Source organism: Rhabdothermincola sp. (genome assembly GCF_036846205.1).
Taxonomy (GTDB): domain Bacteria; phylum Actinomycetota; class Acidimicrobiia; order Acidimicrobiales; family Acidimicrobilacustridaceae; genus Rhabdothermincola.
This window is the reverse complement of sequence record NZ_DAIUCK010000052.1, coordinates 1-22,026: the sequence shown is the minus strand read 5'-3', so window position 1 is coordinate 22,026 and position 22,026 is coordinate 1. Positions and strand designations below refer to the sequence as shown.

Below are 22,026 nucleotides of genomic sequence, written 5' to 3'. Positions count from 1 at the left end.
AGATCACGTAGGGGTCGTCGCTGCTGCGGGGACCGAAGTCAGGCTCGCCGGGCTGCCCGGCGAGCGCCTGCTCGTAGGCCTCGCCCGTCGCCAGGGTCCAGCCGATGCTCGGCAGGTCACCGCGCACCGCCTCGACCCGTTCAGCGAACCCCGCGTCGTGGATGACGCCGACCAGATCGGCATCGTCGAACAGGTAGCGCAGCTCGTCTTCGACGTAGCGGTAGTTGACGTTGATGGGCGCGGCTCGCAGCTTGTAGGCCGCGAGCATCGCCTCGAGGTACTCGTTGCCGTTCGTGAGGTAGAGCCCGACGTGTTGACCGGCACCGACGCCGCGGGCCGCCATCCAGTGCGCGAGCTGGTTGGCGCGGGTATCGAGCTGGGCGTAGGTCAGCCGGAGGTCGGAGCCGTCGGGGCGCCCACCGACCACCACCAGCGCTTCGCGCTCGGCGACGCGCGGGACGACCGCTTCCCAGATGTCGGCGAGGTTGAAGGTGTCGAGCTCGGCCACAGTGCTCAGGCGAGCCTATACCCGGCCTTCTCCCGCATCCGGGTGCTGCGATGGACCGGGTCCTTGTCGAACTGCGGGATCACTTCCTTGCCGAACAGCTCCATGGACTCGATCACCACCTCCGCGGGGAGGTTGTTGGTGGTCGGGCTGAAGCAGAGCTGATCGGCCCCGATGTCGACCCACCGCTGGACGGCCTTGGCACAGTCGTCGGGGTCGCCCACGACCACCATGCCGATCTCCACCGCCTTCTTCAGCTGGTCGATGGTGGGCTCGGGCACCAGCTCGGGCCACTGAGGGAAACCCTCGGGCTTGGGGATGTTGTCGAGCCAGTGCATCTGGAGGCTCGTGTAGTAGTTCATCCCCATGTTGACCGCGGTCTCGAAAGCCTTCTCGCGGTCTTCCATGCAGAGCATGTTGGTGACCACCATGATGTTGTCGTTCACGTAGTCCCCGACGGGTGTCGCGTCGGCCACCGCGTCCTTGTAGGACTTGATGAGCGGCTCGATCTTGCTCGGCGTGCCGTGGGTGAAGCAGAACGCACCGAGACCCATGCTGCCGGCCTTCGAGAAGGTGCCGGGGCTGCCGGCCGCCACCCACATCGGCGGGTGCGCCGCGCCGTAGGGCTTGGGGAACACCTCGCGCTCGGGCATCCGGAAGTACCGGCCCTCGTAGGAGTAGGGGCCCGGCTTCCACATCTTGGGGATCTCCCGCACCGCCTCGTCCCACATGGCTGTGGTCTCGTCGAGATCGTCAATGTCGAAGCCGTAGACCTCGGTGGTCGACGAGCCACGCCCGGTGCCGAACTCGAAGCGACCGTTGGTGACGTGGTCGAGCAACGCCACGGTCTCAGCCACCCGGGCGGGGTGGTTCACCTTCGGCGTGATGTTGAAGATGGCCGAGCCGACGTGCACCCGCTCGGTCTGCGCGGCGATGAACGACAGGTAGACCTCGGGCCCGGGCATGTGGCTGTACTCGTCGAGGAAGTGGTGTTCCGGACACCAGACGTACTTGATGCCGGTACGGTCCGCAGCGATGCCGACCTCGACGTTGCGCATGATGCGCTTGTGCTCCGCCATCGGGTCGACGTCGCGCTCGTACCGGGGGACGAAGAGCTGGGCGAACACGCCGAATTCCATGCCAGGTCCTTTCACTGGGGAGCCGTTCACTGGGAAGCCGTCGCTGCCCTGGTTCCGGCGGCGACCGAGCGCGTCCGCGGACTATAACACGTTCTCGTTTTGCGGTCGAGTGTGAGTACGAGCGACGGCGCTCGCGACCGGATCAGACCGCGGTAGCAGCGCCACCACCACCAGCGCCGCCACCAGCGTGACGAGTTGCAACCACGGCAGCGGCCCCTGGAACACGTTGGGGGTGGCGAAGGCGCTCACGGCCAGGCTGAACCCCGGCAGCAATGCCAGCATGCGGTCGTCGAGCTGCGGCCGGCTCGCCAGCGCCAGACCCAGGGCCCCGGGCACCACCCACAGGTAGTGCCCCCACAGCAGCGGCGAGATGAACAGCAGAGCCAGCCAGGCGAAGGCCCACTGCTCGTCGTCGGTGGCCCGGCGCATCCCGACCCAGCCGAGCACCGCGACGACGGCCAACCGAAGGCCGAGGAGCAGCATCGGCCAGGGGGCGCTCCCGAACCCTGGCCACCACCGACGCAGGAGCCCGTCGGCAGCCCGGTTGAAGTGGTGGCTGATGGTGAGCTCGGTGGTCCGGCGGGTGGCCTCGACGAACTGCCCGAACAGATCGACGGGGTAGAGCACGGCGGTCAGCGCCGTGAGCACGACCAGCACGCCGGCTGCCCACGCCAGGGTGCGCCAGCGGCGCTGGGCCACGAGCACGACGCCCATCGCGGCCGGGACCAGCTTGGTCACGATCGTGGCACACCACACCAGCACGAACGCGGCCCGTCCCCGAGCCCGCTCGGCGATGCCCACCCCCATCGCCGCCGAGAGGAACAGCAGCGGGGAGGTCTGCCCGAGGGCCACCGGCACGGTGGCGAAAGGGGTGAGGACCAGCGCGGTCACCAGCAGCAGCACGGGAGCGCGCCGCGTGCGGTGGGCGAGCCTGCGCCACAGCACCACCATGCCGGCCACGAGCGCGCCGGCGCCGAGCAGGCGCATCACCAGGATGCCCAGCTCGCCCGACCCGAGACGAGCGAGGGCATCGAGGAACGGGAGCGTCTGGGGTGGGCTGAGGAACGCCACGTTGACGTCCGAGCACCGGCGGTCGGGCGGTGTCAGCTCGCAGGAGCGCTCGGCGAATGCCGGTGGCAGGTCGTAGAGGTCGGTGGCGTCGGTGGCGTAGACGGCCCCCGGATCGGACGAGACGAGCTCACCGGCCACGACGAAGGGCACCGCGTCCTGCGCCACCCGATCGGCGAGGAGCAACGGGGCCAGCAACCAGATCGCCATCACGCAGGCGAAGCCGACGAACGGCAGACCCCTGGTCTCGACCCGCCGGCGCCCGGTCAGCACAGCCCCCTTGCTCCTTCCTGCCGGGGGTCACACCGTCCACGCGACGACCTCGCCCGCGACCTCCACCAGGGTACGGGTGTGGGCGAAGTCGACCGGGACAGGCAACACCTTGACCCCGGGCTCGTCGAGGGCCTGGGCCAGCCGCTCGGCGTGCGCAGCCGCCGAGGGCACGGAGGCGCCCGCGACCTCGGCTCCCCAGACCTCGAGGGTGAGGGGCACGCCCCAGTGGTCGGCGAGCGAGAGCAGCTCGAGGGTCGCCCCGTCGGGTGGCTCGGTCACCACCGCGATGGCCGCCCGACCGTCGAGCCCGGCCAGCACGGCAGCGGCCGCGGCGAAGCCCCGCACGAATGCGGCGGGCACCACCACGCTGCCGGGCTCGGTGGTCGGAAAAGCCCGCGCCACCCACAGCCCTGCCGGACCGGGGTCGGCCACGACCAGGCCGCCGGGCGGGCGGGCGGAGGCGAGCCCCGCCGCGGCTCTCGCCGGGTTGAGGGGCACCCCGCCTGCGTCGTAGAGGGGCGCCAGCGCAGCGGCCAACCGGGTGTAGAGCGCCGGTCGCTCCGGGACCCGCTCGGGTCGCTCCCATCGCCACGCCAGCGCGGCGAGCTGCCAGGGCTCGACCTCCAGCACCTGCCCCCCGCTCGCCCACCGGTCGCGGGGCGCTTCGAGCGGGTCCACACCCACGACGATGAGCAGCTCGGCATCACCGAGACCGGCCAGCTCGAAGTCCCGGGATTGCAGGCCCGCCGTGCCGAGGTGGAACGGGCTGTCCCAGGCGAAGACCCCCTTCGCTCCCCAGGTGTTGAGCACCCCCACCGCAGCCTGCTCGGCGAAGGCTCGCAACCCGTCGACCGCTCCCGCTCGCAGCACCCCCGGGCCGGCCAGCACCATCGAGCGCAGCTCGGCGAGGGTCGGCGCGAGGGTGAGGACCTCACCGCCCGTTCCGTCGAGCCGGAGCGGCTCGAGCGCAGGGGCGGGAGCGTCCAGATCGAGCGAGAGGTCCAGGTCCACCGAGGCGTGCACCCGACCGAGGCTCCACCCGGCGATCACCGAGGGGATCAGCGACGGGTCGTCGAGCACCAGGCGCTCGGCCGGCTCACCGGGTTGCGAGCCGAGATGCAGTCGCCGACCAGGGAGGAGCGCGACTCCGGGGCCGGTACCGAGCCGGCCGTCGGCGTCGGCGAGCAGCACGGCCAGGGCCGGCTCCGCGACGACCACGTGGCGGAGACCGGGAATCCGGCGGATGCCCGACTCGGCGGAGCCGAACACCCGGCGGGCGCCCGCTGCGAGCAGGCATCGCCCGAGAAGCTCACCGACCGTCTGGGTGCTCACGAGGTCCCCGGTCGGCGCGCCCGCACGAGCTCAGTATCGCAAGCCCGGGGCTCGGCAGCCGAACACGTCAGCGTTCATGAGCGCGGTGAGCTCCGCCGGATCCCAACGCTTGCCGGGCTTGCGGATCGAGTTGCCGTTGCTCCAGCCCTTCATGAGCACGATCTCGTCCTTGACCGCTCGGATCACCTGCCCGGTGACGTGTGCGGCCTGGTCGCTGGCCAGCCAGGCGACGAGCGGTGAGGACAGTGAAGGATCCATCGGGTCCCACTCGTCGAACTCGTCGGGCTCGCGAGCTTCGATGCCCGCGCCCGGGATCGACGCGGCCATGCGGGTCGCACCCGCGGGACCGATGGCGTTGACGGTGATGCCCATCTTGAACACCTCCAGGCTCACGGTCTGGGTGAACGCCGCGATCCCCGCCTTGGCCGCGGTGTAGTTGGCCTGGCCGAAGTTGCCGACCAACCCCGCGCCACTGGTGGTGTTGATGATGCGGCCGGTGCTCACGTCTTCGCCTGCCTTGCTCAGGCGCCGCCAGTGATTCACCGCATGATGGGTCGGCGCGAAGGTGCCCTTGAGGTGGACCCGGATGACCTTGTCCCAGTCCTCCTCGGTCATGCTCCAGATGGTGGCGTCGCGGGCGATGCCGGCGTTGTTGACCAGGATGTCGAGCCGGCCGAACACGTCGATGGCCTGCTGGATCATGCGGCCCGCCCCGTCGAAGTCGGCCACGTCCTCGTAGTTGGCGACGGCCTTGCCGCCGCGCTCCTCGATGAGCTTCACGGTCAGGTCCGCGTCTCGGCCCGCACCCTCACCCTTGAGCGAGGCGCCCAGGTCGTTGACCACCACGAGGGCTCCCTCCTTCGCCAGCTCCAGCGCGTGCCCTCGACCGATGCCGTGGCCCGCGCCGGTGACGATCGCAACCCTGCCTTCGAGCAGTCCCATGGTTCCCTCTGGTCCTCCGAGTCCTGATGAGCCGTCAGATCCTACCGATGTGGTCCTCGGCGCCGAAATCGATGCCGGCCTGCTTGCACTGGCTGTGAAATTGGGCGAGCCTGGTGGGATTCGGTGACCGGGGGCACACCCCGTCCGATCTCACAAGGGGGAAGCTCAGATGGCCGCGACGATCGAGGCCACGCCGTCACCTGACCAGCAAGCCGCGGTGGCCTTCAGCCTGCCGGCCCGAGCCGTACTCGCCGTGCTCTCCCTGTGCGCCGGCGTGGTGCACCTGGTGATGGTGCCCCAGCACGCCCAGCAGGGAGCGCTCGAGGGGTGGGCCTTCGCCATCATGGGCTGGCTGCAGGTGCTCGCCGCGGTGGCGCTGATCGCCCGACCGAGTCGCCGCCTCTTGCAGGCGGTGATCGTGGTGAACCTCGCGATCATCGGCCTGTGGGCCTGGAGCCGCACCACCGGCCTGCCCGTGGGTGCGCACGCTGGCGAGCCCGAAGAGGCCCGCACCATCGACCAGCTCACCACCGCCTTCGAGGCGCTGCTGGTGCTGGGCTCCGGCGCGCTGCTCTGGCGCCCGCAACTCGGGGCGAAGCTCACCGACGCCACCCTCGCCGTGGCCTCGATCCTGCCCGTTCTGGCCATCGTCGCCACCTCGTTCGCGCTGGCCGATCCCGAGACCGCCAACCACGTGCACGCGGATGGCGAGGTGGCCGCTGGGCACGCCCACGGCTCCGGGCTGGCCCACGATGCGCAGATGGCCTCGATCGCCGCCAACCGTTGCGACCTGGACATCAACCCCGCGTCCTACTGGCAGGAGACCACCGTCGCGGGCATCGACAACATCATGGGCGGCGCCCACGGCACCGACGATCACTCGTCGACCCCCGCGCCGCCGGTGGCGATCAAGGGCTCGCCGGAGCTCGACCGCCTCATCGCCAAAACCACCCAGCCGGGCGGTGAGGTCAAGGACTCGGCGGTGATCGTGGCTCTCGCCGAGGTCAGCGACGAGGTGTACACCGAGTGGCTCCGGTGGTTGCCGCAGTACTCGGGCAGCGGGGCACACGCCCACGGGACCGGTGGCGACGACAACCACGGCATGGGCGGCCACCTCGGCCCCCAGCCGTGGATCGCCATGACCGACCAGGCGCAGTGCGATCAGCTCAAGGCCGAGCTGGAGATCGCCCGACAGACCGCGCTGCGCTACCCCACCGCCGCCGATGCCATGGCGGCCGGCTGGGTGAAGGTCACCCCGTATCTCCCTGGCATCGCGGCCCACTACATGAACTTCCGCTACGTGGACGACACCTTCGAGATCGACAAGCCCGAGATGATCCTCTACGACGGTGACGGCCCGGACGCCTCCGTGGTGGGGCTCTCCTACTACGTCCTCCACGACAGCGAGGTGGAGCCCACCCAGGGCTTCACCGGCCCGAACGACCACTTCCACCGCCACGTCGGTCTGTGCGTCGGTGCCCGAGGGGTCATCGGTGACTCCACCACCACCCCCGAAGAGTGCGCGGCGATGGGTGGTCGCAAGGCCGACGGCACGGCAGGGTGGATGAACCACGTGTGGATCGTGCCGGGCTGCGAAAGCCCCTGGGGCATGTTCTCGGGCGCCACCCCGCTACTCGACCGGACCATGGGCCAGCGCTCGGGCACGGACGGCGGCCACTGTGCCGGCAGCGGGGTGCGGGACCGCTACGACCTGACCCCCGGCTCGCAGACGAACACCCCCACCACGGTCTGGGGCGGCAGCGAAGCCGCGGCCGGCGGCTGAGCGGTGGGCGCTGACCGGCTGATCAGCCCCGGTCAGCGCCCACCAACGCCCACCAACGTCCGTCAGCGACGGTTGGGCTGGCTGTCCCGGTAGCGGTCCTGCAGCTCCCGCTTGAGGATCTTGCCCGCCGGGTTGCGGGGGATGGTGTCCACGATCTCGAGTTGCTCGGGGACCTTGATCATCATCAAGCCCTCGCCCTTGAGGAACTCGACCATCTCGTCGAAGGCCAGCGGCTCCTCGCCCTCAGCCGTGGTCACCACGGCGCAGACCCGCTCCCCGCTCACCGGGTCCGGCAGCCCGATCACCGCCACGTCGGCGACCTTCGGGTGCTTGTAGAGGTGGTCCTCGACCTCCTTGGCCGAGATGTTCTCACCCTTGCGGATGATGATGTCCTTCAGGCGGCCGGTGATCGTGAGCATGTTGCGCTCGTTGAGCACGCCGAGATCACCGGTACGGAAGTACCCCTCCTCGTCGAAGGCCTCGTCGTTCAACGAGGGGTCGAGGTAGCCGAGCATCAGCTGGGGAGCCTTGGCCCGGACCTCGCCCTCCTCGCCGACCGCCGCGATCGTCCCGTCGGTCTTCACCAGCTTGAGCACCACGCCCGGCATCGGCGAGCCCTCGGTGTTGGCCAGGTCGTCGTCCCGGTCGTCGACGGAGGCCATGGTGAGAATCGGTGCCTCGGTGAGCCCGTAGCCCGACAGGATGCCCGCTGAGTTCGGGAAGGCCTCCTTCATCTCCTCGTGCAGCGCCGGCGGCTTGGGGGCGCCGCCCCCGGGGAACCCGCGCACCTGCGGGAAGATGGGGGTGTCACTCGCCCGCTGCGCGGCCAGGTACACCTGATGGAACACGGTGCCCGAACCCGCCAGGGTCACCCCTTCCTTGCCGAGAACCTCCACCACCTGGTCCGGCACGAAAGCCTGGAAGAGGATGTTCTGGCAGCCGGTCATGAGGCTCGTGAACAACCAGGTGATGCCGCCGATGTGGGGGAACGGGAAGGCCAGCGCGTTGCGGTCGGCGTCGGTGACCGCGAGCCGCTCGGCCATGCCGCGAGCCACCGCGTGGATGGTCTCGTCGGTGTGCTGCGCGCCCTTCGGGTCGGCGGTGGTGCCCGACGTGTAGAACAGCCAGCGCACCTCCTGGCCGCTCGCCGGTGGCGGGGGCAGCGACGACGGATCGGCCTCGGGCAGCGAGCGATCGCACAGCAGCACCCCGAGCCCGGGGTTCCGCTCCGCGATGCCGCGGGCCATGGCCTGGAAGTCGAAGTTGGCGAAGCTGGAGGGCACCACCAGCAGCTTCGCCCCGGCCTGGCGGACGCAGAAGCCGACCTCACGCTCGCGGTAGATGTGCAGGATCGGGTTCTGGGTGGCACCGAGGCGGGCGATGGCGGCCACCAGCACCATCGACTCGAGCCAGGTGGGCAGCTGCCAGGTCACCACGTCGCCGGACCCGATGCCTCGCTCAGCCAGCGCGGCCGCGGTGCGCTCGGCCCGGTCACGGAACCCGGCGAAGGTCAGCTCGCGCCCGCTCTCGTCGACGGCCATCCGTGCATCGGGGCTGAGCGTGGCTCTCGTGTCGACCAGCTCCCACAGCGTGCGCCCTTCGAGCATCGGCCCTCCTCCGTGCCGGGATGGCCGGGGCCGCCGGCCCCGGATCTGATGGGCCGTCAGTTTAGGCAGGAGCGGGATGACCGGTAGTGGTGGCGCGTGTCGGACCGGTCAGCTCGGCGCCGCTCGCACCACGTGAGCCCGCACGTGAGTGCCAGGCCCGTCGAGGAACCCCTTCGAGCGAGCGTAGGCGAGCATGCCCTCGAACCCCGAGAGCCAGTCCTCCCCCACCGCACCCGCCGACAGGTGCTGAACCGCGTCGACCGAGATCCACATCCGGTCGGGGTCACCCTCGACCGCTCGGCCCACGTCCAAGCGCTGGAGCAGCGCTGCGACCTCCTCCGGTGACCGGTTGCCCGGGACCTCGAGGTGGAAGCGGCTGAAGTCGTCCGGCTCCTCCAGCGAGAGCTCGCCGGTGACCGGGTCGATGCGCAGGTACATCCGAGGCACCGTAGCGGGACCGGACATCATGGATCCGATGACCGAGATCGTTCGCAGGCGGGTCGTGGTCTCCGGCCGGGTGCAGGGGGTGTGGTTCCGCGACTCCTGCCGGGAGCACGCCCGCCAGCACGGGGTGCAGGGTTGGGTGCGCAACCTGCCCGACGGCCGGGTCGAAGCGGTCTTCGAGGGAGCCCCGGACCGCGTCGACGCGCTCGTAGCCTGGTGCCACCAGGGTCCACCGCGGGCGCAGGTCGACGACGTCGAGGTCACCGGCGAGGCGCCCGAGGGCATCCAGGGTTTCGACATCGTCCGCTGACCGGCGGCGGTGGGGTCGTCGTGGGCAAGCCCCGGCGGCACCCGCGCCTCAGCGGGTGGCCACCGCGGCGACCGGTGCGCTGCACCCACCGCTCACCGGCTCCGGTGTCGCGGTGAAGAGGAACTCGTAGATCCCGTCCTCCGCGCACGCCGCGGCGAGATCCTCCAGATCGAAGTTCTGTCCCTGGAGCTGGCCCATGTCGCGCAGGTGGATCATGTGCACCGGCATCATCGACGCCCAGTCCTCGGGCGGCCACACCTCGAACACGTAGGTGTCGTCGACGATCACCCCGATGTCGTGGTCGTGCACCCACTCGATCGTCCTGGTCGACAGGCCCGGACAGTCGTGGTTGTAGCCCCACACGTCGCCCTGGCGGTAGAGCTGCATGTGACCCGTGCGCACCAGCACCGCGTCGCCCGGCTGGAGGTCGACCTTCGCTCGCTCCACGGCGGCATCGAGATCGTCGGCGGTGATCGCGTAGCCCGGCTCGAGCCGCTCGACCCCCTTCACCGCTGGCACGTCGAGCAGCACCCCCCGGGTGACCACCGGGCCGATCTTGTCCACCCCGCACCGGGTGGCGCCGCCGGCCGCGGTGACCGACTCCGCTGGGAAGCCGTTGTACATCGAGCCGTCGTAGGTCACGTGCGCCAGCGCGTCGAGGTGGGTGCCCGCCGCGAGGGCCATCACCACCATGTCGTCGTTGAAGCAGGCGTCGTGCACGCTGCCGGTGTAGGTCTCGTTGAGCGTGAGCATCGAGTGCACCGGGTTGAACCGCCTGGGCGCACCGCCTTCCTGCGGGGAGCCGGCACCGAGCGGCATGGTCAGGCTGATGGACCGCCCGGTGCGTACCGCCGCCGCGCCGCGACGAGCAGCCTCCGCATCGATCAGGTTGGCCGTGCCCCGCTCGTCCTGCTCACCCCACCGACCCCAGTTGCTGACCCTGGCGGCCAGCTCCTGCAGCTCCGCCGAGAGCGGCATCAGAACGTGAGCACACCACGGGCCAGCTCGCCGTGGTGCATGTCGTCGATGGTGCGCTGCACATCCTCGAGCGGATACGTGCGGGTCACCAGCTCGTCCAGCTTCAGCCTGCCTGCCAGGTACAGCTCGACGAACAGCGGGATGTCCTTGTGCGGACGGCCCGCGCCGTAACGACACCCCATGATCGTCTTGTCGTTGTAGAGGGTGCTCACCTGGAAGGCCGCCTCGGTGCCGAACTTGGGCACGCCGAGGATCACACAGGTGCCGCCCCAGTCCAGCAGGTCGATCGCCTGGCGGATCAGCGCCGGATGCCCCACGCACTCGAACGACACGTCAACCCCGTTCGGGCAGATCGCTCGCACGGCCTCCGCGGTGTCGACCTGGGAGGCGTCGATGAAGTGGGTGGCGCCGAACTGCCTGGCCAGCTCTTCCTTCTTCGGGTTGGTGTCGACCGCGATGATCGGCAGCGCGTCGGCGAGGGCGCAGCCCTGGATGACGTTGAGCCCGATGCCTCCGACACCGATCACCACCACGCTCTGGCCGTGGGTGACCTTCGCCCGGTTGAACACCGCGCCCACCCCGGTGATCACCCCGCAGCCGAGCAGGGAGGCCACCTCGAAGGAGACCTCCTTGCTGATCGGCACGCACTGGCGGCCCTTCACGATGGTCTCCTCGGCGAACGCCCCGATGTTCGCGAACTGCAACACCTTGCGGTCGCCCTGGCGGAACGGGGCCGACATCTTCCCGATCGACTCGCGGCAGTGCGTGGGGCGACCACTGTCGCAGGCGGCGCAGGCGCCGCAGTTCGACAGGGTCGAGATCACGACATGGTCGCCGAGCTGCAGGCCGGTGACGCCTTCGCCGATCTCGGTGACCACCCCGGCACCCTCGTGACCGAGCACCACCGGAGTCGGGAACGGGATGGTCCCGTCGATCACGCTCACGTCGCTGTGGCAGACCCCGGCCGCTTCGATCCGCACCCGGACCTCGCCGGCGCGCAGGTCACGGGTCGACAGGTCCGTGGCGACCGCCAAGCCGTTCTCGTCGAAGACCACGCCTCTCATGGCCGTCCTTTCCCCTTCGCCCGCCTGCTCAGCCCGGCCAGACGATCGACTGCAGCTCGCTGTAGGCGTGGAAACCGAACCGTCCACCGTCGCGCCCCACGCCGCTCTTCTTGAAGCCGCCGAAGGGCATCTCGTGGTTGCGCTGCACCGAGTTGATACCCACGTTGCCCGTGCGCAGCTTCCTGGCCACGCTGAACGCCTTCGCCGTGTCCGTGGAGAACACGTAGTCGTACAGGCCGAAGTCGGTGCTGTTGGCGAGGGCAGGCGCCTCGTCCTCGTCGTCGAAGGGCACCACCACCACCACCGGGCCGAAGATCTCCTCCTGCACCACCCGCATGCCGGGCTTGCAGTCGGCGATGAGGGTGGGCGCCACGTAGAAGCCCCGACCACCGATATCGGGGCGCTCACCGCCGGCGACGACCGTGCCGCCTTCCTCCCGGCCCGAGCGGATGTAGCCCTCGACCCGCTCGCGGTGCGCGCCGGTGATCACCGGGCCGACCACCGTGTCGGGCTCCAGCGGGTCGCCGACCTTCATCCGGCCGGCCGCCGCCGCGAGCCCCTCGACCAGCCGGTCGTAGATGCCGCGCTGGGCGAGAACCCGGGTTGGTGCAGTGCAGATCTGGCCGGAGTGGAACGCCCACACCGAGCTGATGGCCCCGACCGCGGTCTTCAGGTCCGCGTCGTCGAACACGATCGCCGCGCCCTTGCCACCCAGCTCGAGCAGCAGCCGCTTCATGTCGCCCCCCGCCACCTCGCCGATGCGTTGGCCCACCGCGGTGGAGCCGGTGAAGCTGATCATGTCGACGTGCGGGGACGCCACCAGGGCCTCCGCCGGCGCGGGGCTCTCCGACACCACGATGTTGACCACCCCGGGCGGGAACCCCGCCTCCTGGAAGACCTCGCCGAGCTTCACGATCGCGAGGGGGTCCTGCGGGGCGGGCTTGACCACCACCGTGTTGCCCATGGCGAGCGCCGGGCCGAGCTTGCCGGCCATGTTCACCAGCGGGAAGTTGTAGGAGGTGATGCAGGTGACCACCCCCACCGGAGCCCGCCGGGCGACGCCACCCATGATCCCGCCGGGGCCCAGCGCGGTGGTCGGCATGATCCCGGGCTCGATCGGGATCATCAGCTCCTGCTCGATGCCCCGGGCGTAACGGCGCAACCGGGTGGCGGCCGTGGGCACCTGCATGGTCCTGGTGACCCGCAACGTGGCGCCGGTCTCCGCCTGCACCAGGGGTACCAGCTCCTCGAAGCGGGCCTCGAGCAGATCGGCCGCCCGGTCGAGGAGCTGCGCCCGCTGCTCAGGCTTGGTGCGCGACCACGCAGGGAAGGCCTCGGCGGCGGCGCTCGCCGCGGCCTCGGCGTCGGCGATCGAGGCGTTGGGGGCATGGCCGACCACCTCCTCGGTGGCCGGGTTCACGATCGGGTAGGTGCCGTCCCCCGGGTCGACCCACTCGCCACCGACGAGCAGGCGGTAGCCGTCCGACCCGCCGCTCATGCCGCGAGGTCGAGGCGGTAGAGATCGATCGCGTTGCCCCGGACCAGCCGGCGGATGGTGTCGGGCGGGAGGTGCCCCATCAGTTTCCAGGCCGTCTCCTTGGTGTGCGGCCAGGTGCTGTCGGAGTGGGGGTAGTCGGTCTCGAAGAGGATGTTGTTCACCCCGATCTTGTCCAGGGCATCAGGGGTGAGCCCGTGCTGGTCATCGAAGAAGCAGGCGTAGATCTGCTGCGCGTAGTAGGTGCTCGGCGGGTTCGGCACCAGGTCACCGACGCCACCCCAACCACGGTTCTCCTCCCAGACCTTGTCGGCCCGCTCGAGGATGTACGGGATCCAGCCGAGCTGGCCTTCCGCGTAGGCGAGCCGCAGGTTCGGGAACTTCGGCAGCACCCCGGACATGAGGAAGTCGACCATCGACATCATGCAGTTGGTGAAGGTCATCGTGGAGCCCACCGCCGGAGGCGCGTCCTCGGAGGTGGAGGGCATCTTCGACGACGAGCCGATGTGCATGTTCACCACCACGCCGGTCTCGTCGCAGGCGGCGAAGAACGGGTCCCAGTAGCCGGAGTGGATCGACGGCAGACCGAGGAACGGGGGGATCTCACTGAAGCAGGTGGCGGTCACCCCCCGGGCCGCCATCCGCCGGACCTCCGCCGCGGCGAGCTCCGCATCCCACAGGGGGATGATCATGAGCGGGATCAGCCGGCCGTTCGTGCCCGCACACCACTCGTCGACCATCCAGTCGTTGTAGGCCTGCACGCACAGCAGACCGAGCTCCCGATCCTTCATCTCGGTGAAGGTCTGGCCGCAGAAGCGCGGCATCGTGGGGAAGCACATCTGGGCTTCGGTCCAGTTGAGGTCCATGTCCTCGAGGCGGGCCTTCTGGTCGTAGCAGCCTGGGCGCATGTCCTCGTAGGTGATCGGGGTGACGGTGACCTGCTCCCGCGGGACCCCCACGGCGGCCGCCAGCCTCGTGTGGGGGATCGCCTTGTCCTCGAACACCCACCAGTCGGCGAGCGGGCCCTCGCCCTCCTCGCCCATCTCGTAGGCGAACTTGCCGCCGATGAAGGTCATGGACTTCACCGGATGGCGCTCGATGCGTGGGCCGACCTCCTTGTACTTCTGGGGGAGCCGGTCCTGCCAGACGTTCGGTGGCTCGATGACGTGGTCGTCGACCGAGATGATCTTGGGGAGGTCCTCCATGGCTGCATCCTACCCCAAAAATGAAACAGGTTCTAGTGGCGGGATAGGGTGCGGGCATGGACTACCCGGCGATCCCACACGAGTCGATCGAGGCCGGCGCCGCCCTGTTCACGCTGGTCGAGCCGCATCGGGGCCATGAGGTCGCCTACAACCGATGGTACGAGCGCGACCACTTCTACGCGGGGTGCCTGATCGGTCCCCTCTGGTTCGCCGGCCGGCGATGGGTGGCCACCCGGCCACTCAAGGAGTTGCGGTACCCGGCAACGACCCCGTTCCTGCCGGACATCGCCGCGGGCTCCTACCTGGCGACCTACTGGATCCTGAAGGGCCACGAGCAGGAGGCCATCACCTGGGGCACGACCCAGGTGAACTGGCTCCATCCCGCGGGACGGATGTTCGAGCATCGCGACCACGTGCACACGCTCATGTACGTCCACCGATGGGCGCTGTCGCGCGACACCGACGGTGTGCCGGCCGCGCTCGCGCTCGACCATCCTTTCGGCGGCCTGGTGGCGGTGATGGTCGATCGCCGGGAATCGACCGAGCCCCGGGCGATGTCGGGCTGGCTGCGGGAGCAGTGCCTGCCCTCGCTCATGGCCGGCACCCCGTGGGCCTTGACGTGCGCGCTGACCCCGATCCCGTTGCCGAAAGACGCGCCGGTGTTCCAACCCGAGAACCCTGGGGTGGAGCGGCGGATGCTGCTGATGTGCTTCCTGGATAGCGACCCCCGCGAGTGCTGGGACACCTTCGCCGGATTGGGCGATGCGGTGCGCGACGGGGGACTCGGTGAGGTCTCCTACGTAGCACCGTTCATCCCCACGATCCCCGGCACCGACACCTACGCCGACCAGCTCTGGTAACCGGCCGAGCCTCCCCTCTTCCCCCCGTCGAACTGTTCACCGATCCGCGGACTCCGAGCGCGCACCGCTGAACAGTTCGGGACGGGGGGATGCTCCGGGACGGGCCAGGCGCTCAGGCCGCCGCGCGACGCTGCCGAGCCAGACCTTCGGCCTCCCGGATGGCAGCGATCACCCGATCGGGCCGGTACCACACATCGAACTCGCGGATCTGGACCACGATCCATCCCGCCGCCTCGAGCCGGCGGCGGCGCTGCGTGTCGCGGGCCCGATCGCTCACGCTCGAGTGATACAGGTCGCTCTGCACCTCGTAGACGATCTTGAGCGACCGATCGAGGAAGTCGACTCGCCCCAGCCAGTCGTCACCGTCACCGAGATCGACCTGGCGCTCGAAGTGCTTGCCGAGGGCCTGCGACACGATCTCGTCGAACCGCGCCTCCAGGTTGCTCTCGGGTGGCCGGTGATCGATCGGGCGCTCCACCAGCAACTCCCGCAGTGCCACCGTGCCGGCCCGGCCCCGACCACCGAGCTCGGCCACGATCTCGTGCAGGGCGGCGCCGCTCAGCAACCGCCGCGCCCAGGCCTGGTCACACAGACGCTCGAGCCGTGGGAAGGGCAGCTCCCCCGCCAGGTCGACCAGCGCCCGCGCCGGGGTGCACACGGGGATCCCGAAGAGCGCCACCACGTGGTGCTCGCGCAGGTCGCGGGTGGTGTCCGCGACGCCCAGGGCCGCCTCCAGGCCGTGTCTCCCGTACCGCCGCACGACGTGCACCGGTTCGAGCTCGTAGCCCGGCAGGCCCCACAGCGCGCACGCACTCTCCCGGGCGAGTGCCGCCGTCTCCCCGGCATCGAGGACCGCGGCCATCGCCCGCTGGTGTGGCGTCGGCGCCGACCCCGCGACCTGCAGCACCCGGGGAGAGAGGCGGACCAGCTGCCCGCGTCGGACACGCTGATCGATCACCCAGCGAGGAACGCCGAGTGCCCGCAGCTGGCGCATGGCCACCACCGCATGCTGGCGGGTGGCGAGCTCGACGATGGTGTGGTCGTGGTCCATGGCTGACATCTCACCAAGACCCAGTGACATTCTCCGCCCGTCCCCAACCCCGACGCTCGAACTGTTCAGCACCACGCGGCCGCGGACCGCGAATCCATGAACAGTTCGACAGACGCGCCGCTCGATGGGAGCGGGAGGGTGAGGTTCGGGGGAATCAGCCGATGAACCGGTTGGCTGCGAAACGGCCGATCAGCACCCAGTTCGTCCACAGGGCCACCCCCGCGAGCACCGCCAGCAGCGGCCAGCGCAGCCAACCCGGAAGCCGATAGCCGATCGAGGCGTACACGGGGTAGATGACCCAGTCCGCCAGCACGAACCGGTTGAAGCTGGCCAGCACGCTCGAGCAGAGGGGCAGCGCGATCATCGCCACGCCGAGCATCCACGCCTCCATGGGGAACCGGTCGCGCCTGCTGCACGCTGCGTAGGCGATCGCCGCCAGCACGATCGGTATGCACCACAGGTCGAGGTTGCGCGCCACCAGCGCCGGCACCATCACCGTCGAGGGGTCCGGATCGAGATTGGCGAACCCCTGAGCCACCGAGCTCCACGGCCAGCTCAGCTCTCGCCCCCAGTCGTCCTGCACCTTCGCCCAGGCGAACGGGTCGCCGACCTGGTGCCACATCGTGAGCAGCACGAGACTCAGGCCCACCGCCCCCGCGATCGCGTAGGTCACCGCCCACCGATCGACCCGGCGCTGGCGGATGATCCGAGCCAGCACCAGCACCGCAGGCACGACCACGCCGATCGAGCGGGTGGTGCCGATGGCCACCAGACACGCTGCGGCGATGCCGTGCCGCCCCCGCCGGTCGGCCCAGATGGCACCGGCGCCGAGGGCGATGAACAACCCTTCCGAGTAGAAGGCCCACAGGAACAGCGATGCCGGGAAGAGCGCGAGCAGCACGACCGCCAGCCGGGCCACCCGCTCGCCCTTCCACGCCTTCGCTGCTCCCCATACCGTCACGAACGCCGCCAGTCCCGTGAGGGTGACCGTGACGTGCACCGCGATCGCGTCCGACCCGGTCAGCCAGTAGACCGGCGTGGCCAGCCACGAGATCCCGGGGAAGAACGCGTGGCTCGGCATCACCGGCCGGGGGTTCCAGTAGCCGTAGTGCAGGATGCGCAGGTAGTGCTCGCCGTCGTAGTTGAACGCGGTGTACACCCCTGAGCCGTTCTGCCGCAGCAGAGCCGCGAGCTGGTAGAGGCGCCACCCGACGAACACCGCGACCGGGAACCGCACGCCCCGCAGGAGCTGGGGGCGACCGGCGGGGCGCGCCCGGGCCCTCGCCGGCTCGGGAGGCGCGGCGCGGGTCTCCGGCGGCTCGAGCTGGGCGGGGCGATCGTCGGTGGGGACGGTCGTCACTGGCGTGATCGTACGAACCGTCGTCGAACCGCCGCACGTCAGGTCAGACGCCCACGGTTCGAGCGGCGCGACCGGTCAGCCTTCGCGCGGAGGATCGCCGAGCAGCTCGCCGAGCAGGTGATCGACCTGGGCGCTCGGCAGGATGCTGCCGCCGTCGACCAACAGGTTCTGGCCGGTGACGTAGCCGGCCAGATCCGAGCACAGGAACGCCACGACCTTCGCCACGTCCTCGGCGGTGCCCGCCCGACGGAGCGGCGTGCGCGACTCGAGGGTCTCGATCCATGCGGGGTTCGAGAAGGCGAACTCGGTGAGGTGGGTGCGGATGAACCCCGGGGACACGCAGTTCACCCGGATGCCCTCAGGGCCGTACTCGAGGGCCGCGCTCCGGGTGAGTGCGATCACCCCCGCTTTGGCCGCCGCGTAGGGGGCCTCGCCCCTCGTGGGACGCACCCCGCTCACCGAGGCCACGTTCACGATGCTCCCCCCGCCCGAAGCACGTAGGTGGGGAACCACCGCCCGGATGCCGTTGAACGCGCCCTTCAGGTTGACCGCGATGAGCCGCTCCCACTCGGCCTCGGCGTACTGGTGCAGCGCCTTGAGGCTCCCGATCCCTGCGTTGTTGACCAGTCCAGTGAGCCCGCCCAGCTCGCGGGCCGTGTCGACGAGGGCGTCCTGCATGGCATCGGTGTCGGCGACGTCGACTTCGACGGCCACACCGTCGAGCTCCCGAGCGACCCGCTGCGCGGCCGCGCCGTCGACGTCGAGCACGGCGACCCGAGCCCCTTCAGCCACCATGCGGCGCGCGATCGCCTCTCCGATGCCCGATCCACCGCCGGTGACGACGACCCGTTGGCCGTCGAGCAACCCCATCAGTCACCTCGTCGGGAACAGGTCCCGGTCCACGACATCACGTCGCCAACACTCCCCCGTCCACCGCCATGGCATGGCCGGTCACGAACGACGCCGCATCGGAGCACAACCACACGATCGCTTCCGCCACTTCCTGCGGTGTGCCCAGACGGCCGATGGGCTGCATGCGACCCATCCCCTGCAGGGTCTGCTCGTCACCACCGGCGAAGCCTTCGAGCATCTGGGTTCGCACGTTACCGGGGCACACCGCGTTGACCCGGATGCCCTTCCTCGCGAACTCCAGGGCCACGCTCCTGGTCAGGCCGATCACCCCGTGCTTGCTGGCGACGTACGCGGGCAGGTGAGCGAAGCCCATCAGCCCCGCGGCGGAGGCGACGTTCACGATCGCACCGCCGCCGGCCGCCACCATCGCCGCGATCTCAGCCCGGAGACACAGGAACGTGCCCGTGAGGTTCACGGCGAGGGTGCGCTCCCAGTCCTCGAGGGTCTGGTCGGTGAGCGCCGCATAGGTGCCTGGACGGCCGGCGTTGTTCACGGCGACGTCGAGTCGCTCGAAGCGCTCCACAGCGACAGCCACCATCGCCTCCACCTCATCAGGCACGGCGACGTCGGCGCGCACGAAGACCGCCTCCCCTCCGCTGGCCTTGACCGCGTCGGCGACGCCGGCACCGTGCCCCTCGTCGAGGTCGGCCACCACCACCCTGGCGCCGGCGGCGGCGAGCTGCTCCACCGTCGCTCGCCCGATGCCCGACGCCCCGCCGGTGACCAGCGCGACCTTCCCGGCGAACGAGCCGCTCATGCCGGGGGCCCGTCGATCACGATCGTCGGCTCGCTGGTCACCATCCACACCAGCGAGTCGGTGTCGAGGAAGCGCTGCTCGTCCGGGGCGATGAGCTCGGCGTAGGCCGGTTCGGCGACGAACGCCTCGAACGCGGCCGGGGACGCCATCCACTGGATGGTGACCCCGTCGAAGCCCTCGGTGCCCATCCAGCCGGCGAGGGCGGTTCGGCGGTGCTGCTCGTAGCGCACGATGTGGCGGGCCAGCTCCGGGGTGTTGGCGATCAGCGGGCCGTGACGGTTCTCCCAGTGGTCGTAGAACTCCTCCAGGGTCAACCCCGGTTTGCGCTTCAGGAACGCGACGAGCTTCACCATGGACTCACGCTAGCGGAACGAGAACGCGTTCTACTTGGGGTCGAAGCGGGTGGTGCTGTGGAACGAGGTGTCGCCCACCAGGTCCACGAACATCATCCGCTCGGCGAACCGCCATTCCCCGGAGGGGTCGCGCACGAACCGATCGTGGTAGCGGCCAGCCATCACCACCTGCAGCCCGAAGGCAGGAGGCACGGCCTGGAGCACCGAGACCACCGACCTCGACGACGCGACCGTCCGGTCGCCGCCCACCTCGACCACGAGGTTGCTGACCACGTGGAGGGTCCGGGGCGAGCCGTCATGGAAGCGCATGCCCTGCTCGATCACCCGGCGGAACGCCGCCCCGCCGACACGGGGCTCACGGCCGGCGAGGGTGAAGGTGGCGTCACCGAAGAGCTCTTCGACCCGGTCGAGGTCCGCGTCGTCGATGGCCTCCGCCAACCCGAAGACCAGGTTGGCGATGGCCCGTTCGTCGGAGATCGGGTGGTCGCCGCTCATCGCGACCGCTGGTCCGGGCCGGCCACCGGGGTCACTGCAGGTAGTGCCCGCCGTTCACCGGGAGGCTCTGGCCGGTGACCGCTCGGCTGAGGGACGACGAGAAGAACACCACCGCACCGGCGATCTCCGAGGAGGGCACGATGTAGCCCAGGCAGGTCTGGTCCGCGACCTTGGTGTACTCCTCCTCGAAGCTCGTGCCGTTCTGCTCGGCGAGGTGGTTGAGGTACCACTCCACCGAGCTCCCCCAGATGTAGCCGGGATGGATGCCGTTGACCCGTACCCCATCGCGACCGAGCTCCCGGGCCAGCGTGCGGGTGGCGGTGGCCAGCGCCCCCTTGGATGCCGCGTACGCCCCGAAGTTCGGCTCCACCAGGTGCACCGACATGGTGTTGATCATCACGATGTGGCTTTCCTCGTGCTCCTTGAGCAGGGGGAGCACGGCCTTCGTGAGCTGCAGGGTGCCCCAGAGGTTGACGTCGAAGGTGGCTTTCCACTCGTCGAGGTCGGAGTCCTCGAAGGACTTGTAGTTGCCGTCGTGGAAGGCGTTGTTGACCAGGATGTGGGCGGTGCCCAGCTCCCGCCGGACGGTCTCCGCCAAGCGGTCGCAGTCGTCCCGGCTGGAGATGTCGGTGCGCACGCACACCGCCCGTCGGCCCAGCGCCTCGACCTCCTCCGCCACCGCGGCCATCCGGTCCTCACGGCGCGCGGCCATGACGATGTCGGCGCCTTCGCGCGCCAGCGCCAGCGAGATGTCCCGGCCCATGCCCGGGCCGAGCCCCGAGACGATGGCCACCTTGCCTTCCAGCAACACGACGCCTCCTCATCACTCCTGGTCGTTGAGCAGGGGCGCCACCTCGCGCCCGAACGCTTCGATCAGCTCGCAGTACTCGCCCACCGACGACGCCCGGAACATGACCTGGAGCTGGTTCACGCCGATCGACGCGAACCGGCGCAGTCCGGCGGCGATCTCCTCCGGCGAACGGCTCATGTCGATCGGGCCGGTGTTCACCCCGATGTCGATGGGCACGTCGCCCCGCCGGTCCCGGATGAACTGCACCGCGGCCTTCATGCCCATCTCGGGCGGACCCTGCGGGAGCCAGCCGTCGCCCCGATCCGCGGCCCGGCGCAGCGCGGCCCGGGACGAGCCACCCACCCAGATCGGTGGCCCGCCGGGCTGCACCGGGCGGGGTCGCAGACCCGCGTCGCGCACCGGCCAGGTCTCAGCGTCATGGAGCGGGTACTCGTCGGTGAACGCGGCCCGGACCACGTCGATCGCCTCGTCGAGCAGCTGGCCGCGGCGATCGAAGTCGACACCCAGCAGCTCGAACTCCTCGCGCACGTGACCGGCACCGACACCCAGGATCGCCCGTCCCTTCGACACCGTGTCCAGGGTCAGGAACCCCTTGGCCGTCATCAGCGGATGCCGGTAGGGCAGGACGTACACGTGGCTCAGCAGACGGGTGCGCTCGGTGACGGCTGCCAGGTAGCCGAGGGTGGTGAGCGTGTCCCACCACGTCGTGCTCATCACCTCGTCATGGGGGCGGGGGATGGCCACGTGGTCGCACACCGCGACGTAGAAGAACCCCGCGGCGTCGCATGCCCGGGCGATGGTGGCCAGCTCGTCGATGCCGCAGGCCGCCTCCCAGGCCTGTGCGTACCGGGTGCTCTGCGACTGCACCGGAAGCTGGATCCCGTAGACCAGTCGGCCCGGGGGGATGATCGCGGCCACCGCCCTCCCTCAACAATAGAAACGTGTTCTCGTTCTGCACTCTCGCAGGTCCGGCCCCCCGGCGCCACCCGTCCGGGCACGACTGCGATGGGCTCAGCGGTGGATGACCCGCTCGGCGAACGCCGACATCTGCGCTTCGAGGCGCGCCAGGTCCCCTTCCCGGGTCGAGATGACCAGGCGCGCCGCGCCCTGCTCTTCGGCCCACTCGACGTCGTCGGGCCCGATCACGTCGAGCAGCCCTCCGAGCGACAGCTCGATGGCCTCCGGGTCGCGCCCCGCCTCGAGCGCAGCGGCCCGCACCAGCGACATCCGCTCGGCGAGCGCGTCGCCATCGAGCCCCAGGGGTTGGAACCCGTCACCCACC

General features: G+C 70.1%; 22 protein-coding genes and 1 pseudogene. 3 read left to right on the top strand and 20 right to left on the bottom strand.

The features are described 5' to 3' along the window. The 5 genes from V7004_RS09205 to V7004_RS09185 form a co-directional block, all read right to left on the bottom strand. Positions 1 to 508 (bottom strand): AMP-binding protein (locus tag V7004_RS09205; RefSeq protein ID WP_334143527.1); only part of this gene is annotated, 508 nt, incomplete at its 3' end. Positions 509 to 513: 5 nt separating this feature from the next. Beyond that, positions 514 to 1,644, bottom strand: coding sequence for an LLM class flavin-dependent oxidoreductase (locus V7004_RS09200; RefSeq protein ID WP_334143526.1), 1,131 nt, complete (start codon positions 1,642 to 1,644; stop codon positions 514 to 516). An 81-nt stretch (positions 1,645 to 1,725) separates the two neighbouring features. Continuing rightward, on the bottom strand, positions 1,726 to 2,985 hold the full coding sequence (locus tag V7004_RS09195) for a glycosyltransferase family 87 protein (RefSeq protein WP_334143524.1): 1,260 nt from the start codon (positions 2,983 to 2,985) through the stop codon (positions 1,726 to 1,728). Positions 2,986 to 3,012: 27 nt separating this feature from the next. Beyond that, positions 3,013 to 4,317 (bottom strand): hypothetical protein, encoded by a 1,305-nt coding sequence (locus V7004_RS09190; protein WP_334143523.1) that lies wholly within the window; start codon positions 4,315 to 4,317, stop codon positions 3,013 to 3,015. A gap of 30 nt (positions 4,318 to 4,347) precedes the next feature. Beyond that, positions 4,348 to 5,259 (bottom strand): SDR family NAD(P)-dependent oxidoreductase, encoded by a 912-nt coding sequence (locus V7004_RS09185; RefSeq protein ID WP_334143522.1) that lies wholly within the window; start codon positions 5,257 to 5,259, stop codon positions 4,348 to 4,350. Positions 5,260 to 5,428: 169 nt separating this feature from the next. Here V7004_RS09185 and V7004_RS09180 point away from each other — a divergent pair, with 169 nt between their 5' ends. Beyond that, positions 5,429 to 7,042, top strand: a complete 1,614-nt coding sequence (locus V7004_RS09180; protein ID WP_334143521.1) for a hypothetical protein — start codon at positions 5,429 to 5,431, stop codon at positions 7,040 to 7,042. Between the two features lie 62 nt (positions 7,043 to 7,104). Here the strand turns inward: V7004_RS09180 and V7004_RS09175 are convergent, their stop codons facing one another. Then, positions 7,105 to 8,649, bottom strand: coding sequence for a class I adenylate-forming enzyme family protein (locus tag V7004_RS09175; protein ID WP_334143520.1), 1,545 nt, complete (start codon positions 8,647 to 8,649; stop codon positions 7,105 to 7,107). A gap of 108 nt (positions 8,650 to 8,757) precedes the next feature. Then, positions 8,758 to 9,087, bottom strand: coding sequence for a hypothetical protein (locus V7004_RS09170; protein WP_334143519.1), 330 nt, complete (start codon positions 9,085 to 9,087; stop codon positions 8,758 to 8,760). 37 nt (positions 9,088 to 9,124) lie between these two features. On the opposite strand from V7004_RS09170, the gene V7004_RS09165 reads away from it, so the two are divergent. Next, complete coding sequence (locus V7004_RS09165) at positions 9,125 to 9,403, top strand: acylphosphatase (RefSeq protein ID WP_334143518.1); 279 nt, start codon at positions 9,125 to 9,127, stop codon at positions 9,401 to 9,403. Between the two features lie 48 nt (positions 9,404 to 9,451). Here V7004_RS09165 and V7004_RS09160 read toward each other — a convergent pair whose 3' ends face one another. The 4 genes from V7004_RS09160 to V7004_RS09145 are packed head-to-tail and all read right to left on the bottom strand — an operon-like array spanning position 9,452 to position 14,145. Further along, entirely contained in the window at positions 9,452 to 10,381 is a 930-nt protein-coding gene (locus V7004_RS09160; RefSeq protein WP_334143516.1) for a cyclase family protein, read from the bottom strand. Next, complete coding sequence (locus tag V7004_RS09155; protein WP_334143515.1) at positions 10,381 to 11,445, bottom strand: Zn-dependent alcohol dehydrogenase; 1,065 nt, start codon at positions 11,443 to 11,445, stop codon at positions 10,381 to 10,383. The genes V7004_RS09160 and V7004_RS09155 overlap by 1 nt, the downstream gene beginning before the upstream one ends. A 28-nt stretch (positions 11,446 to 11,473) precedes the next feature. Continuing rightward, positions 11,474 to 12,943, bottom strand: a complete 1,470-nt coding sequence (locus tag V7004_RS09150) for an aldehyde dehydrogenase family protein (RefSeq protein WP_334143514.1) — start codon at positions 12,941 to 12,943, stop codon at positions 11,474 to 11,476. Further along, complete coding sequence (locus V7004_RS09145) at positions 12,940 to 14,145, bottom strand: amidohydrolase family protein (protein ID WP_334143513.1); 1,206 nt, start codon at positions 14,143 to 14,145, stop codon at positions 12,940 to 12,942. The genes V7004_RS09150 and V7004_RS09145 overlap by 4 nt, the downstream gene beginning before the upstream one ends. A 56-nt stretch (positions 14,146 to 14,201) precedes the next feature. On the opposite strand from V7004_RS09145, the gene V7004_RS09140 reads away from it, so the two are divergent. Beyond that, positions 14,202 to 15,005: a hypothetical protein gene (locus V7004_RS09140; RefSeq protein WP_334143511.1), complete on the top strand. Its 804-nt coding sequence runs from the start codon at positions 14,202 to 14,204 to the stop codon at positions 15,003 to 15,005. A gap of 112 nt (positions 15,006 to 15,117) precedes the next feature. Here the strand turns inward: V7004_RS09140 and V7004_RS09135 are convergent, their stop codons facing one another. The 9 genes and pseudogenes from V7004_RS09135 to V7004_RS09095 all read right to left on the bottom strand — a co-directional run. Further along, on the bottom strand, positions 15,118 to 16,056 hold the full coding sequence (locus V7004_RS09135) for a DUF559 domain-containing protein (protein WP_334143509.1): 939 nt from the start codon (positions 16,054 to 16,056) through the stop codon (positions 15,118 to 15,120). 154 nt (positions 16,057 to 16,210) lie between these two features. Further along, positions 16,211 to 17,416 carry a hypothetical protein gene (locus V7004_RS09130; RefSeq protein ID WP_334143507.1) on the bottom strand — a complete coding sequence of 402 codons (1,206 nt, stop codon included), beginning with the start codon at positions 17,414 to 17,416 and terminating at the stop codon, positions 16,211 to 16,213. A 75-nt stretch (positions 17,417 to 17,491) separates the two neighbouring features. Next, positions 17,492 to 18,286 carry an SDR family NAD(P)-dependent oxidoreductase gene (locus V7004_RS09125; protein ID WP_334143505.1) on the bottom strand — a complete coding sequence of 265 codons (795 nt, stop codon included), beginning with the start codon at positions 18,284 to 18,286 and terminating at the stop codon, positions 17,492 to 17,494. 37 nt (positions 18,287 to 18,323) lie between these two features. Then, on the bottom strand, positions 18,324 to 19,085 hold the full coding sequence (locus V7004_RS09120) for a glucose 1-dehydrogenase (protein WP_334143503.1): 762 nt from the start codon (positions 19,083 to 19,085) through the stop codon (positions 18,324 to 18,326). Beyond that, on the bottom strand, positions 19,082 to 19,438 hold the full coding sequence (locus V7004_RS09115; RefSeq protein ID WP_334143501.1) for an EthD domain-containing protein: 357 nt from the start codon (positions 19,436 to 19,438) through the stop codon (positions 19,082 to 19,084). Before V7004_RS09115 ends, V7004_RS09120 begins: the two co-directional genes overlap by 4 nt. Before the next feature lie 30 nt (positions 19,439 to 19,468). Then, the gene (locus V7004_RS09110) at positions 19,469 to 19,933 is read right to left on the bottom strand and encodes a nuclear transport factor 2 family protein (protein WP_334143500.1); all 465 of its coding nucleotides are present in this window, start codon (positions 19,931 to 19,933) and stop codon (positions 19,469 to 19,471) included. A gap of 31 nt (positions 19,934 to 19,964) precedes the next feature. Continuing rightward, complete coding sequence (locus tag V7004_RS09105) at positions 19,965 to 20,744, bottom strand: SDR family oxidoreductase (RefSeq protein WP_334143499.1); 780 nt, start codon at positions 20,742 to 20,744, stop codon at positions 19,965 to 19,967. 12 nt (positions 20,745 to 20,756) lie between these two features. Beyond that, positions 20,757 to 21,662 (bottom strand): TIGR03619 family F420-dependent LLM class oxidoreductase, encoded by a 906-nt coding sequence (locus tag V7004_RS09100; RefSeq protein ID WP_334143498.1) that lies wholly within the window; start codon positions 21,660 to 21,662, stop codon positions 20,757 to 20,759. 93 nt (positions 21,663 to 21,755) lie between these two features. Beyond that, positions 21,756 to 22,026, bottom strand: a pseudogene (locus tag V7004_RS09095) (LLM class F420-dependent oxidoreductase); the annotation flags it as partial.